At 72.9% G+C, this 15,049-nt stretch carries 9 protein-coding genes; all 9 read left to right on the top strand.

Annotation, left to right across the window (positions count from 1 at the left end):
• Positions 1 to 138 precede the first annotated feature (138 nt).
• A complete protein-coding gene (xylB, locus tag J2X68_RS08805) occupies positions 139 to 1,584 on the top strand; it encodes a xylulokinase (protein WP_310431898.1) in 1,446 nt (481 codons plus the stop codon).
• A 22-nt stretch (positions 1,585 to 1,606) separates the two neighbouring features.
• Positions 1,607 to 2,815 carry an ROK family transcriptional regulator gene (locus J2X68_RS08800; protein WP_310431897.1) on the top strand — a complete coding sequence of 403 codons (1,209 nt, stop codon included), beginning with the start codon at positions 1,607 to 1,609 and terminating at the stop codon, positions 2,813 to 2,815.
• Between the two features lie 495 nt (positions 2,816 to 3,310).
• On the top strand, positions 3,311 to 4,579 hold the full coding sequence (locus J2X68_RS08795) for a GAF domain-containing protein (protein ID WP_310431896.1): 1,269 nt from the start codon (positions 3,311 to 3,313) through the stop codon (positions 4,577 to 4,579).
• A 421-nt stretch (positions 4,580 to 5,000) separates the two neighbouring features.
• A complete protein-coding gene (locus J2X68_RS08790; protein WP_310431895.1) occupies positions 5,001 to 6,524 on the top strand; it encodes an aldehyde dehydrogenase family protein in 1,524 nt (507 codons plus the stop codon).
• A 1,485-nt stretch (positions 6,525 to 8,009) separates the two neighbouring features.
• Entirely contained in the window at positions 8,010 to 9,488 is a 1,479-nt protein-coding gene (locus J2X68_RS08785) for a sugar transferase (protein WP_310431894.1), read from the top strand.
• Positions 9,489 to 9,561: 73 nt separating this feature from the next.
• Positions 9,562 to 10,881 carry a nucleotide sugar dehydrogenase gene (locus tag J2X68_RS08780; RefSeq protein ID WP_310431893.1) on the top strand — a complete coding sequence of 440 codons (1,320 nt, stop codon included), beginning with the start codon at positions 9,562 to 9,564 and terminating at the stop codon, positions 10,879 to 10,881.
• Positions 10,871 to 12,142: a glycosyltransferase family 4 protein gene (locus J2X68_RS08775; protein WP_310431892.1), complete on the top strand. Its 1,272-nt coding sequence runs from the start codon at positions 10,871 to 10,873 to the stop codon at positions 12,140 to 12,142. The genes J2X68_RS08780 and J2X68_RS08775 overlap by 11 nt, the downstream gene beginning before the upstream one ends.
• A complete protein-coding gene (locus tag J2X68_RS08770; RefSeq protein WP_310431891.1) occupies positions 12,132 to 13,499 on the top strand; it encodes a polysaccharide biosynthesis protein in 1,368 nt (455 codons plus the stop codon). Before J2X68_RS08775 ends, J2X68_RS08770 begins: the two co-directional genes overlap by 11 nt.
• Entirely contained in the window at positions 13,496 to 15,049 is a 1,554-nt protein-coding gene (locus J2X68_RS08765; protein WP_310431890.1) for a Wzz/FepE/Etk N-terminal domain-containing protein, read from the top strand. The genes J2X68_RS08770 and J2X68_RS08765 overlap by 4 nt, the downstream gene beginning before the upstream one ends.

Genomic DNA, 15,049 nt, shown 5'->3' with positions numbered 1-15,049 from the left:
CGCGGCTCCTTGCTTGAAGACTGTGTCGCTGACTGTGTCGCGAGCTATTTCGTCATGGCAGTTTACAAATTAGTATGCGGACGCATCTCTGGGAAGACAGATCCCGCAGAGCCGTGGAAAAACTTGAGGGAGAACCCGATGTCAGCAGCCGAGGGTCCGCTCGTCGTCGGCGTGGACACGTCCACCCAGTCCACCAAGGCGCTGGTCGTCGACGCGGCGACCGGCCAGGTCGTCGCGAGCGGCCAGGCGTCGCACACGGTGTCCACCGGCGCCGGCCGCGAGAGCGACCCCCGCCAGTGGTGGGACGCCCTGCGCGAGGCCCTGCACCAGTGCGGCGACGCGGCGCGCGAGGCCGCCGCGGTGTCGGTCGGCGGGCAGCAGCACGGCCTCGTCACCCTGGACGGGCAGGGAGAGCCGGTGCGCCCGGCACTGCTGTGGAACGACGTGCGCTCGGCCCCGCAGGCCCGTCGGCTGACCGAGGAACTGGGCGGAGCGAAGTTCTGGGCGGAGCGCACCGGGTCCGTCCCCGCGGCTTCCTTCACGGTCACGAAGTGGGCCTGGCTGGCGGAGCACGAGCCGGAGGCCCTGCGCGCCACGAAGGCCGTGCGCCTCCCCCACGACTACCTCACCGAGCGCCTCACGGGCGAGGGGACCACCGACCGCGGTGACGCCTCCGGCACCGGCTGGTGGGCCTCCGCGACCGAGGCGTACGACGCGGAGATCCTCGCCCACGTGGGACTCGACCCGGCGCTGCTGCCCCGCGTGGTGCGGCCCGGCGAGGTGGCGGGCACCGTACGCGACAGCCACGACCTGCCCTTCGCCAAGGGCACCCTGGTCGCCCCGGGCACCGGGGACAACGCCGCGGCGGCGCTGGGCCTCGGGCTGCGTCCCGGCACACCCGTGCTGAGCCTCGGCACCTCGGGCACGGTGTACGCGGTGGCCAGGCAGCGCCCGACCGACCCCACCGGCACCGTGGCCGGCTTCGCCGACGCGCACGGCGACTGGCTGCCCCTGGCCTGCACCCTGAACTGCACGCTCGCCGTCGACCGCGTCGCCGCCCTGCTGGGCCTGGACCGCGAGGCGGTGGAGCCCGCCGCGGGCCTCACGCTGCTGCCCTACCTGGACGGCGAACGCACCCCGAACCTGCCGAACGCGTCGGGCCTCCTGCACGGTCTGCGCCACGACACGACCGGCGGCCAGCTGCTCCAGGCCGCCTACGACGGCGCCGTGCACTCCCTGCTCGGCGCTCTCGACCTCGTCCTCGACGAGGACGCCGACCGCTCGGCTCCCCTGCTGCTGATCGGCGGCGGCGCCCGGGGCACCGCCTGGCAGCAGACCGTGCGCCGGCTGTCCGGACGGCCGGTCCAGGTGCCCGAGGCCAGGGAACTCGTCGCGCTGGGCGCCGCGGCCCAGGCGGCGGGCCTGCTGACCGGCGAGGACCCGGCCGCCGTCGCCCGGCGCTGGAACACCACCCGGGGTCCGGTGCTCGACGCCGTCGAGCGGGACGAGGAGACGCTCGCCAGGATCTCCGGGGTACTCTCCGACGCGGCCCCGCTGCTGGACCGGAGCGCGGACGCCCACTGAGCATCGACGAATCGACGGAGGCATGACCGCACCGCTGCACGAGGCCCGGCCGACCGGCCCGGGGCGCGCACTGCCCGACACCCAGCAGGGCATGCGCCGCCGCAACCTGGCCAGGGTGATGCACGCCGTCAGCGCCGAGGGGCCGCTCTCGCGCGCGGCGGTCGCCTCACGCATCGGCCTGACCCGGGCAGCGGTCTCGACCCTCGTCGACGAACTCGTACGCACCGGACTGCTCGAGGAGCTGGGCCCCGAGCGGCCGGGCCGGGTCGGCCGCCCCGGTTCGGCGCTCGCGGTCAGCGGGCGCGGTCCGTCGGGCATAGGCGCCGAGATCGGCGTCGACCACCTGGCGGTCTGCGCCGTCGACCTGCGGGGCGAGGTACGGGCGCGCGCGGTGCGGCACGGCACGAACCGCGGCCGCTCCCCCGGGCCCGTGGTGGAGGAACTCACCGGCCTCGTGCGCCAGGTGGTCGCCGAGGCCGAGCGCGAGGGACTGTGGCCCGCTGGACTCGCCGTGGCCGTCCCCGGCCTGGTCGCCCGCGACGCCCGGACGGTCGTCCGCGCGCCGAACCTCGACTGGCAGGACGTCGACCTCGGGGCGCTGCTGCCCGCGGAGTACCCGCTGACGGTGGACAACGAGGCCAACTTCGGCGGCCTGGCCGAACTGTGGCTCGGCGCGGACACTCCCGGGGACTTCCTGCACGTGTCGGCGGAGATCGGCATCGGCGCCGCGCTGGTCGTGAACGGCAGCCTGCTGCGGGGCACCCGCGGTTTCGCCGGTGAACTGGGCCATGTGCCCGTGCACCCCGACGGACCGGAGTGCGTGTGCGGCGGGCGCGGCTGCCTGGAGCAGTACGCCGGCGAGGAGGCGGTGCTGCGCGCCGCAGGGCTGGAACAGGGCGAGGACCGCGTCGGACTCCTCGCGGGTCGTGCCGCGGACGGCGACCCGGACGTGCGGCGGGCGCTGCGCGAGGCGGGTACGGCGCTCGGCATCGCTCTCACCGGGGCGCTCAACCTCCTGGACCCGGAGGGCGTCGTGCTCGGGGGCGCCCTGGCCGGACTCGCGCCGTGGCTGCTGCCGTCGCTCGAGGCCGAGCTCTCCCGGCGCACGGCGGGCCCCGCTCGTCCCGTGTCCGTCTCCCGGCTGGGGTCCGAGGGCCCGTTGCTGGGGGCCGCGCACTCGGTGGTGCGAGCCGTGCTGGACGACCCCGCGGCGGTGGCGGAGCGGGCCTGAGCGTCCCGTCCCGGGTCAGCGGACCGATCGCGTCACCGAACGGCACCGGCCGCATGCCGGGCGTCATGCCCCGGCCCTAGCTGCCGGCCCTCGCGCCCGGCCCTCATACGGCGGTCCCCGTGCCCCGTCCCCCTGTCGGCCCTCGTGTCGGTCCTCATGTCGGCCGCGGTACCGATCGGATGCGGAACTCCCCGTTCGGGTGAGCGAGTTGTCCACAGTTCCGCGTTCGTCCACCGAACCCGGCGTGTCCTCCTGCCCGGCCCGCCTGAGCCGTAGCGTGATGCCGGCGGGACACGGCCGCCGAGTGGCGACGGCCGTGGCGGGCCGGCGTCCGCACCGGGACCGGGGCCGCTATCTGAGACTCGTGGGCCGCGCCTGACCCGCACCGGGCCGGGAACGGACGGCCGCCCTCGGGGTCACCTCGTCCGAACGGTTGTCGGCCCCGGCACCCGGAGTGACGATGTCCCCAGCCCTATCGCCTTCCGGGAGGACCAATTGACCGATCCCTGGGTCGCCCTGGCACCGGGTGCCGACCCCGCCGAGCGGATGCGCGTCCTGCGGCGGGCGCATGACACGTTCACCCAGGCGGGCACGGTGGCGCGACCGGTGCGTGCCGTCGTGGCCGACTCGTGGCGCCGTTCCGCGCGGGCCGGCGTCGGCCCCGACGGCACGGCGAGCGTCGAGCTGACCGACGGCGATCTCGGCGCCTATCGGTCCGAGCATCCGCTGGCGCGGGTGATGCCGTTGTTCCGTGAGCTGATGGGCACGTTCGCGGCCGACGGAGAGCACCTGCTCGCGGTGTGCGACGCGCACGGCAGACTGTTGTGGGTCGAGGGGCACGCGGCGACCCGGCGGCAGGCGGGACGGATGAACTTCGTGCCGGGCGCGCGATGGGCGGAGAGCGCGGTCGGGACGAACGCGCCGGGCACCGCGGTCGCTCTGGACCGGCCGGTGCAGGTGTTCGCGGCCGAGCACTTCATCCGGCGGGTGCAGCCGTGGACGTGCGCCGCAGCCCCGGTGCACGATCCGCGGACCGGGCGGGTGCTGGGCGCCGTCGACATCACGGGCGGCGACGGACTGGCGCATCCGCACAGCCTCGGTTTCGTGCAGGCGGTCGCGCGGGCCGCCGAGGCGCACCTGGCGCTGCTCGCCCCGGAGCGGCCCGCCGTCGACGCACCGCGGCTGACCGTGCTGGGCCGGGACGAGGCGCGGCTGGTCACCGGCGGCCGTGACGTCAGGCTGAGCCGTCGGCACAGCGAGATCCTGGTGCTCCTGGCCCGCCGTCCGGAGGGCCTGACGGGCGACGAGCTGCTGTGCGCGCTGTACGAGGACGAGTCGGTCACCCCGGTGACGCTGCGGGCCGAACTCGCCAGACTGCGCGGGGTGCTCGGCCCCGGGCTGCTGGCCTCGCGCCCGTACCGGCTCACCGTCCCCTGCGAGTCGGACGTCGCCGTCGTCGAACGACGGCTGGCGGCCGGCGCGGTCACGGCCGCCGTGTCGGCGTACACCGGGCCGCCGCTGCCGTCGTCCCAGGCTCCTGCTGTGGCACGGCTCAGGCACCGTCTGGCCGAGGGTCTGCGCGCCGCGCTGATCGCCTGCGGCGACCCGGATCTGCTGGCCGACTGGGCGCACGCGCCCTGGGGCGAGGACGACCTCGATGTGTGGCGGGCGCTCGCGGCGGCCCGGCCGACGGCCGCGATACGGGCGCGCCTCGCGTCGCTCGAGTCGGAACTGACGGACCCGTCCGGATGGCCGCACCCGTAGGACGGGCGGCACGTCCACGCGCGGGACGCCGACGGGCGGCGCGCCCCTGCGCGAGACGCCGACGGGCGGCGCGCGCACGCGCGAGACGTGACAGGCAGGGGTCCACGCGACACGAACCGACGGGCAGAGCACCCACCCGGGCGACCCCCGACAGGCAGGGCGTCCACACGACACGAACCGACGGGCAGAGCACCCACCCGGGCGACCCCCGACAGGCAGGGCGTCCACACGGCGCAAACCGACGGGCTGAGCGCACACGCGCGCGACCCGGACAGGCGGGACGCACCCGTCGGCACCCGCCGGCGACCCCGTACGGCAAGCCGTCCCGCGTGCATCGCAACGTGGATGCAACGTCCGCCTCCCTAGCCTGCCGCGGAGAGCTGCCCAACGGCGGGCAGCGCTGCTGAGGAGGCAGAGCAGGATGACCCGTTACGCGGCGCCCGGCACCGAGGGCGCGATCGTCTCCTACCGGACGCGCTACGACCACTTCATCGGCGGCGCCTACGTGCCCCCGGCCCGGGGGCAGTACTTCGACAACCCGTCACCGGTGAACGGGGAGACGTTCACCGAGGTGGCGCGCGGCACGGCGGAGGACGTGGAGCGGGCTCTCGACGCGGCGCACGCCGCCGCGCCGGGCTGGGGACGCACCTCGGCGACCGAGCGCTCCGACATCCTGCTGAAGATCGCCGACCGGATGGAGGCGCATCTGGAGTCCCTGGCGGTCGCGGAGAGCTGGGAGAACGGCAAACCCGTCCGGGAGACGCTGGCGGCGGACATCCCGCTGGCCATCGACCACTTCCGCTACTTCGCCGGCGCGGTACGGGCCCAGGAGGGTTCGCTCAGCGAGGTCGACGACGACACGGTGGCGTACCACTTCCACGAGCCGCTCGGCGTCGTCGCGCAGATCATCCCGTGGAACTTCCCGATCCTGATGGCCACCTGGAAGCTCGCGCCGGCCCTCGCGGCGGGCAACACGGTCGTCCTGAAGCCCGCCGAGCTGACGCCGGTGTCCATCCACTACTGGATGAGCCTGGTCGCCGATCTGCTGCCCCCGGGTGTGGTGAACATCGTCAACGGCTTCGGGGAGGAGGCGGGCAAGCCGCTCGCGTCCAGTCCGCGCGTGGCGAAGATCGCCTTCACGGGCGAGACGTCGACGGGGCGGTTGATCATGCAGTACGCCTCGCAGAACCTCAAGCCGGTCACGCTGGAGCTGGGCGGCAAGTCGCCGAACATCTTCTTCGACGACGTCTGGGAGAAGGACGACGACCTGCGGGACAAGGCGCTCGAAGGCTTCACCATGTTCGCGCTGAACCAGGGCGAGGTGTGCACCTGCCCGTCCCGGGGGCTGATCCAGCGGGGCAACTACGGCGACTTCGTCGCAGCGGCCGTCGCCCGTACCGAGCTGATCAAGCCCGGCCATCCGCTGGACACCGACACGATGATCGGCGCCCAGGCGTCCAGCGACCAGCTCGCCAAGATCCTCTCGTACATCGACATCGGCCGGGAGGAGGGCGCCAAGATCCTCACCGGAGGCGAGCGCGCCGAGTACGACGGTGACCTGAAGGGGGGCTACTACGTCCGCCCGACGATCTTCGAAGGCGACAACGGCATGCGGGTCTTCCAGGAGGAGATCTTCGGGCCGGTGGTCTCGGTGGCCTCGTTCGACGACTTCGACGACGCCATCAAGATCGCGAACGACACGCTGTACGGCCTCGGGGCGGGCGTGTGGACGCGTGACATCAACACGGCGTACCGCGCGGGCCGGGCGATCCAGGCGGGCCGCGTCTGGACGAACTGCTACCACGCGTACCCGGCACACGCGGCCTTCGGCGGCTACAAGCAGTCGGGCATCGGCCGCGAGACGCACAAGATGATGCTGGAGCACTACCAGCAGACGAAGAACCTCCTGGTGTCGTACTCGCCGAAGAAGCTGGGCTTCTTCTAGGAGCGGGCAGGAGGGCGCTCGACCGGGCCGTTCGCCGGTCGGGCGCCCTCGCGGCGCGGCGCTGACGCCGGACCAGGCGGCCGTCCGGCCGTTCGCCCGCTCGCCCACTCGCCCGCTCGCCCACCGGGAAGTCTCGTGATCGCGGTAGATCGGCGCGCGCCGCGCCAGATGTCCGGCGCGACGGCAGTCGAGCCCGGCCCCGGTGCACTCACGACGCCCTGATGCCCCCACCGCCTCACCCGCCCGGCCCGGCACACCCGCCACCACACCCGCCCAGCCCGGCACAGACACCTGCTCGCCCGCCCGGCCCGGCACACCCGCCACCACACCCGCCCAGCCCGGCACAGACACCTGCTCGCCTGCCCGGCCCGGCACACCCGCCACCACACCCGCCCAGCCCGGCACAGACACCTGCTCGCCTGCCCCGCCCGGCACAGGCGTCTCCTGCGAGCAAGGTCGGCACGACGGTCACTCGCTTCGCGTCCCCAGCTTCTGACGAGCAGTCAGATACCCCTGAATTCGACCGGCCGGTCAATAGATGTAAGCGGAAAAGGTCACCCGGCCCGTGACGCTCACCGGTATACGAACGGTCCGATCTCGCCAGAAAGGGCTTTCCCCATCAGGGAGTTGTCACATCAGCCACTCTCACACCAGCCGAAATACGTCGTCCGAAAGGGACTTGGATCTCGCCGCCGCCCTGTATGCCGCGACCGCACGGCGAACCGTTTCCGGGGACCGCGTCGCCATCGGGCGTGGGGCCGTCGCCATCAGGGGTGAGCCCGTCGTCGTCACCGCATCGCGTCGAGATTCATCCCGTCGATGCGTTCTGACCTGCACAGAACAAGAACTGACGCTCCAACAGGCCGGACGCCCGCCGGAGAGCCGGCGCACCGCGCGCCGGAGCGCACCGGTCCGCGCCGCATGAACGGCGGCCGGGAACCGGACACGGCCGCCCGGTCAGGCGGTGGCGCGAAAGCGTCCAAATCCGGTCACCGCGTGACGGCTGCGGGCCGAAAAGCTTGAGCACAAATTACACACATCCCTCTCTTCATACCGGCCCCGATGGTCTAGATTGACCGTGCTTCAGCAGTTCGGAGGCGGGGCGTTCCGTTAATGATCTATTGGTCAGGCGTTACGGAAAGCCGGCAGTCGTGTCTCCGGCGCCAGACGTGGGGGTGATCAATTCCTGGAGCCCGGGAGGGGGTCTTGGGTTCGGGGAACGCTCGCGCTTTCGGCGGGTTCCCGCGTACCTCGAGGGTCTGGCAGGACATGCACACCCGCTGCCGTCCGGGCAGGTTTTCCACTACCGCTGAAACAGCGGGATGTCGCGCAGGGGAGGCGGGGGCCTCCTGAAGGGGCGGAGCAGTGCGGCGCGGGAGGCGGGGGCCTCCCGAGGGGCGGAACAGTACGGGGGGCGGGGGCCTCCCGGGGGGAGGAACAGTGTTAGGCGAACACGTCGAACCACTGGGGGATCTGGGGGGGTCCGTGCGGCAGGGGGGACTGGTCAGCCAGTTTCCCTCGGCGCACGAGCGTCTGACGAACGGCGCGATCAGAGAGCCCGCCACCGACTGGGAGCAGCGGTACAGACGTGCCGTGATCACCAGCGACACCGTGGCCACCGCGTTCGTGGTGGCGGCGATCGGCAACTTCTTCGGTGCGCGGGACGCGGCCAACTGGCACGAGAAATGGGGAATTCTCGCCTTCGGCACCGAGCTGCTGGTGCTGGGGGCGCTCGCGGTCAGCCGGTCGTGGGCTCCGGCGGTGCTCGGCCAGGGCGCCGAGGAATTCCGCCGGCTCGGACGCTCGCTCTTCGCGGCGACCGTCGTGCTGGCGCTCGGCGGAATAGCCCTGACCTCGCGCAACATCAAACTCTGGATCTTCGTCGCGATCCCCGCGATCGCGATCGTCACCATGACCGCGCGATATCTGCTGCGCCTGTGGCTGCACAAACAGCGTAAGGACGGACGGTGCCTGCGACCGGTGCTCGCCGCCGGAAGCCCGGCCACCGTGCGCGATCTGATCACCAGGACCCGCAAGTTCCCGCACCTCGGCTGGCGGGTGGACGCGGTGTGCACGACGGACGGTCGCGGGCTCGACGGCGACCAACTGGACGGAGTGCCGGTCGTCGGCCGACTGGCGGAGGTCGCCGGTCACGTCCGCCGCGACGGCTACCGGGTCGTCGCGGTCACACCGGACCCGCACTGGTCACCGGACCGGCTGCAACGGCTGGCGTGGAACCTCGAGGGCAGCGACGCCGAGATGGTCGTGGCCCCCGTGCTGATGGAGGTGGCCGGGCCGCGGCTGCACATCGACGCGGTGCTCGGGATCCCGCTGCTGCGGGTCAGCATGCCGACCTTCACCGGGGGACGCCGGGCGGTCAAAGAGGTCGTGGACCGGGTAGGCGCAACGATTCTGCTGATGGTGTTCGCGCCGCTGATGCTGCTGGTCGGGCTGATCGTCCTGCTGGACAGCCGGGGCGGGGCGTTCTACCGCCAGCGCAGGGTCGGCAAGGACGGCCGCGAGTTCACCATTCTCAAGTTCCGCACCATGGTCGCCGGGGCCGACCGCGCCCGGGCCGCGCTGGCCGACCGCGACGAGGGCGCCGGCCTGCTGTTCAAGGTCCGCCGCGACCCTCGTGTGACCCGGGTGGGAGCGGTGCTGCGCCGGTACTCGATCGACGAGCTCCCGCAGTTGTTCAACGTGCTCACCGGATCGATGTCGCTCGTCGGTCCGCGGCCGCCCTTACCGGAGGAGTCCGCCGCGTACGGCCCGGACATCCGGCGCCGGCTGCTGGTCAAGCCGGGTCTCACCGGCCTGTGGCAGATCAGCGGGCGCAGCGACCTGCCGTGGGAGGAGTCGGTGCGGCTGGATCTGCGGTACGTGGAGGACTGGTCGCTCGCCCTGGACACGGTGATCTTGTGGAAGACACTGCGTGCGGTGCTCTACGGGCAGGGGGCCTACTGATGCGCGGGAGCCGCCGTCCGGCCGGCGCACGGACCGCAGGCCGGGACGGCCTGCCTGGGGGGAGGAACGCGTCATGAGAGTCAGCGTTTTCGGGCTCGGTTACGTGGGCTGCGTGTCGGCCGCGTGCCTGGCCAGCATGGGGCACGAGGTCGTCGGGGTGGACGTGAACCAGGTGAAGGTCGACCTGGTCAACGACGGCAAGGCCCCGGTGGTCGAGGAGCGGATCGGCGAGCTCATCGCCGACGTCGTGCGGACCGGGGCGTTACGCGCCACCGACGACGTCCGCGAGGCGATCATGGACAGCGAGATGTCGCTGGTCTGCGTGGGCACGCCGTCGGAGCCCAACGGCAGCCTGTGCACCACCTATCTGGAACGGGTCACCGAGCAGATCGGCGCCGCGCTCGCCGAGCGGGGTGGTCGGCACACCGTCGTGTTCCGCAGCACCATGCTCCCGGGCACCTGCCTGAACCTGCTGGTGCCGATCCTGGAGAAGTTCGTCGGCGGCACGGCCGGGGTGGACGTCGGAGTCGCGGTCAACCCCGAGTTCCTGCGCGAGGGCACCAGCGTGCGGGACTTCTTCGACCCGCCCAAGACCGTCATCGGCGAGCTCGACCGGGCGAGCGGCGACGCGGTGGCGGCGCTGTACGAGGGACTGCCGGGCGAGGTGTTCCGGGTGCCCGTCCCGACGGCCGAGGCGATCAAGTACGCGGACAACGCGTTCCACGGCCTGAAGATCGGCTTCGCCAACGAGCTGGGCGCGGTGTGCCAGGCGCTCGGGGTGGACTCGCACCAGGTGATGGACGTGTTCCTGGCCGACCGCAAACTGAACATCAGCCCCGCCTACCTGCGTCCCGGCTTCGCCTTCGGCGGCTCCTGCCTGCCCAAGGACCTGCGCAGCCTGGTCCACGCGGCGCAACGGGCCGATGTCTCGGTGCCCATCCTCTCCCATGTGCTGCCCTCCAACTCCGACCATCTGCAGCGCGCGGTGGAGCTGGTCGAGCGCACCGGCAAGCGCCGGGTGGGAATGTTCGGGCTGTCCTTCAAACCAGGGACCGACGACCTCCGCGAGAGCCCGCTCGTCGAACTGGCGGAGAGGCTCTTCGGCAAGGGGTACGACCTGCGCATCCACGACGCCAACGTGAGCCTGTCCCGGCTGCTCGGCGCGAACCGCGAGTACGTCGAGACCCGGCTGCCGCACCTGGCACAGCTGCTCGCCGACTCCGTCGACGAGGTGCTCGAGCACGCCGAGGTGTGCCTCGTCGGAACCAGGGATCCGGACGTGCTGTCGGCGCTGCCCCATGGCGGCGACGGCCCGGTGATCGTCGACCTCATCCGCCTTCCCGACGCCGAGGCGCGCCGGGCCGAACCGGGGTACATGGGCCTTGCTTGGTGACACGACCAGGGGCGAGCGGCCGGTCCGGCGCGCGCTGATCCTGGTGGAGAACCTGTCGGTGCCGTTCGACCGGCGGGTGTGGCAGGAGTGCACGACCCTGCGCGACGCGGGCTGGACGGTGCACGTCATCTGCCCTCAGGGCAGCAAGCGGGACACGGAGCCGGAGGTCGAGATCGACGGGGTGCGGATCCACCGCTACCCGTTGCGCGCGGCCACCGGAGGGCCGGCCGGCTACCTGCGGGAGTACGGATCGGCGTTGTGGCACACGGTCCGGCTGGCCCGCAAGGTCGGCCCGGTCGACGTGGTCCACGCCTGCAACCCGCCCGACCTGTTGTTCCTGCCCGCGCTGTGGCTGAAGCGGCACGGAGCGCGGTTCGTCTTCGACCAGCACGACCTGGTGCCCGAGCTGTACCTCTCCCGGTTCGACCGCGGCGAGGACCTGCTCTACCGCGCCGTGTGCGCGCTGGAACGGCGGACGTACCGGGCGGCGGACGTCGTGCTCGCCACGAACGAGAGCTACCGGGACGTCGCGGTGCGCCGCGGCGGGCAGCGGCCGGAGGACGTCTTCGTCGTGCGCAGCGCGCCCGACATCGACCGCTTCCATCCCGTGCCGGCCGAGCCGGAGCTCAAGCGCGGCAAGCCCCATCTGCTGTGCTATCTCGGCGTCATGGGCCCTCAGGACGGGGTCGACTACGCCCTGCGGGCCCTGGCGAAGCTGCGCGACAAGCTCGGACGGACCGACTGGCACGCGGTGTTCGTCGGCGCCGGCGACACCTTCGACGCGATGGTGGAGCTGTCCCGTCGGCTCGGGCTCGCGGACCAGGTGGAGTTCACCGGACGCGTCCCGGACGCCGACCTGGTGCGCTACCTGTCCACCGCGGACGTGTGCCTCTCCCCCGACCCGCACAATCCGCTCAACGACGTGTCGACCATGAACAAGGTCCTGGAGTACATGGTGATGGGCCGGCCGATCGTCTCGTTCGACCTCCGGGAGGCGCGGGTCTCCGCCGGTGACGCCGCCCTCTACGCGTCGGCGAACGACGAGGTCGAGTTCGCCGAGCTCATCGCGCTGCTGCTGGACGATCCGGAGCAGCGGGCCCGGATGGGCAAGATCGGCCAGGAGCGGATCAGCGGACCGCTCTCCTGGCGGAACTCCCAGCGGGCCCTGCTCGACGCCTACGCCGCCGCCTGCCGTGACCGCGCTCCGCTGCCGGCGGGCGACCCGGACCGGCAGGGTGGAGGCCGCACCGTTGAGCGATGACACGATACGCCTGGTCACGATCGGGCGGATCATCCGTCGGCGTCGGCGGCTGCTCACCGTCCTCCTCGTGATGGGCGCGCTGGTCGGCTACGGCACCTCTTTGCTGCTGCCGCCGCGTTACACGACCTCGGCCTCGGTCCTGTTGCCGGGGGCGTGGGAGGAGCGCGAGCTGCTGACCCAGACGGAGATCGCGACCAGTTCGGTGGTGGCCGACCGCGCCGCCGCCACGCTCGACTGGGCCGGGGTCGACGGTGGCGAGGTGCGGGACCGGGTGAGCGCCAAGGCCGCCGACGGGAACATCATCACGATCTCGGGCACGGCCGAGACCCCGGAGCGCGCCCAGCAGCTCTCAGACCAGGTCGCCCAGCAGTTCGTCGCCTTCGCCGCGCGGATCGTGGACGACAACACCGACCCCGAGGCCGCGGTGCAGCTCGAGGAACTGCAGCAGATGGTGGTGCAGACCAACCGGCGCATCAGCGAGCTGGCCGACGCGGCCGATCCCGGGCAGACCGTGGAGAGCGTGCAGACCCGCACGGAGCTCGCGAAGCTGCGCACCTCGCTGCAGGAAGCCATGACCAAGCTCGACCAGGCCGACCCGGCCGCCAACAAGGCCCGCATGGTCGTCATGGGGCCGGCCGCCCGGCCGAGCGGCGAGGCCCCGCCGACGCGGGTCCAGCTCGTCGTCGCCGGCGCGGTGCTGTTCTTCCTGCTCGCGGTCGTCGGGCATCTCACCGCCGCCCGGATGAGCCGCCGGCTGCGCACCTCGCCGGAGATCGCCGGGGCGCTGGGCTCGGCGCTGCTGGGCACCGTCGACGTACCCGAGGAACAGCCGGAGCGGCGCCCCGAGGACCGTGGCGCGTGGGCCCGGATCCGTCGGCTGCTGGGCGTCGACGTCCGATGGGACGTACCGCCCCCGCAGACGTCCGGCGACGAGGCCGAGCGGCGGATCCGCTACCGGCGGGTGTGCGCCCGCCTGCGGGATCGACTGCCGGCTCCCCGGCGGCTGCTGGCCGTCGTCCCGGACGGCGACGAGATCGCCCTGCGGGCCGCGGAGCGGCTCGTCGCCGAGGCCGGGAGCGATCCGCTGCTGCGGGTGGCGGGGGTTTCGGTGTCCCAGCCGCTGGTCCCGGACCGCGACGACGAGTCCGGCGTCCTGGTCGTGCTCAGCGCGGGCAACTGGACCGCGGCGGAGCTGGCCGGCATCGCCGAGGCGTGCGCGGACGCCAAGCACGACGTCGTCGGCATCGTCGTCGCCGGCACGGTACGGCCCCGTCCGGCGCGATCCGCCGGCGTTCCCCGGCCTGCCGCCGAGAAGGCACTCGCGACCGCCGACGACACGACGGGAGGTTCAGCGTGACGACGCGTACGACTGCGGAGCCGTCGGCCGCCGCACCACTGCTGGACCTGCAGGCGCTGGTGGTGGCGGTGCGCAGGCGACGCCGCTTCTGGTGCTCCCTGGCGCTGCTGGGACTGCTCGTCGGCGCGGCGACGGCCGTCCTGCTGCCGCCACCGCCGACCGCGGTGACCAAGGTGCTGGTCGCGCATCAGGAGGACCAGCCGAACGACCCCGGAACGCTGATCCGCACCGACGTCGCGCTGCTGCAGACCACGCGGATCGCCGACAAGGCCCTGCGGTCCCTCGGGTCCTCGGAGAAACCGGAGGACTTCATGCGGGACTACGGGGGTCTCGGCCTGACCAACAACCTGCTGCAGATCACGGTGACGGGTGACAGCGACGCGGAGGCGGTGGCCCGCGCCGAGGCGCTGGCCGACGCGTTCGTCGCCGACCACGTCAGCCGGATACAGCAGGCGGCGAACGCCGAGGCCAAGGCCCTGCTCGACCAGCGTGACCGCATGCAGGACGACCTCGCCCAGGTCGACAAGGCGATCGGGGACGGTTCGTCGGAGAGCGGGCCGAAGGCGTCGGCGAACATGGAGTCGCTCTTCGCCCGCCGGGCCGAACTCACCTCGCGCATCACCGATTTCAGCCAGCGCGCGGCGGAGGCGCGCATCGGCACGCCCCAGCTCATCGCCGGCACGCAGATCGTGGACGCCCCGCGCGCGGTGCGGCACTCCCTGCCCAGGACCGCCGCCACCAACGGCGCGATCGGCTTCGTCCTCGGGCTCGCCCTGGGGCTCGCGGCGGCGGCGGTGGGCGCCGTGGTGGCGGACCGTCCCGTGCTGCGCCGGGAGATCGCGGCGAACCTCGGTGCCTCGGTCGTCGCGGAGCTGCCCCGCCGGTCGCCCGTGCTGTGGCGGCGCCGCCGGATCCGGGCCGCGCGCGAACGGCTCACCACGTCCCTGGCCCGCACCGTGCGCGGCTCCGGGGAACCGGTGTCGCTGCTCGAACTGGGCTGCGCGCGCAGCGCGAGCGTGATCGCCCTGGACCTCGCCGAGGCCCTGGGCGCGGAGGGGCCGGTGGTCGTCGTCGACGGCCTGCCCGGCCTGCGGCTCGCCCGCCGCCGCCCGAAGCCGGGGGACCCGACCGTGGTCGGCGGCGAGCGTGCCGCGGCCCCGGCGCCCGGGGAACTCCGCATCGGCGTCGGCTCGGTGGCGCCCGGCACGGCGTGGACCGACCTCCAGTACCTCGGCGCCCGGACCGTGCTCGTCGTGCGGGCCGGGCACGGCAGCGCCGCGTGGCTGCACACCGTGGCACGGCAACTCGCGGACCAGCGCATCCCGGTGATCGGCGTGGTGCTGATCGACCCCGATCCGCGGGACCGAACCGACGGCACGCTGTGGGACGGCACGGACATGGCGCTGCGCGGCCAGAACGAGCGGGCGGCCCGGCAGAACGATCGGGGTGCCTCCCACGCCGTTGCGGCAGTGGGTGAGGACCGGCGGCGGACGGAGCGGCTTCCGCTGCGGGCGGCCCGGGTCCCGGACAGCGACCAGGAGGCGCGGTAG

Origin of the sequence: Streptomyces sp. 3330 (assembly GCF_031456635.1) — a bacterium.
Classification (GTDB): domain Bacteria; phylum Actinomycetota; class Actinomycetes; order Streptomycetales; family Streptomycetaceae; genus Streptomyces.
Note: the sequence above shows the minus strand (reverse complement) of the source record. Positions and strands in the feature narration are given on the sequence as shown.

Coding starts and splice junctions, on each gene's coding strand:
- J2X68_RS08780 (WP_310431893.1), top strand. CDS start 9,562: ATGAGAGTCAGCGTTTTCGGGCTCGGTTACGTGGGCTGCGTGTCGGCC.
- xylB (WP_310431898.1), top strand. CDS start 139: ATGTCAGCAGCCGAGGGTCCGCTCGTCGTCGGCGTGGACACGTCCACC.
- J2X68_RS08790 (WP_310431895.1), top strand. CDS start 5,001: ATGACCCGTTACGCGGCGCCCGGCACCGAGGGCGCGATCGTCTCCTAC.
- J2X68_RS08800 (WP_310431897.1), top strand. CDS start 1,607: ATGACCGCACCGCTGCACGAGGCCCGGCCGACCGGCCCGGGGCGCGCA.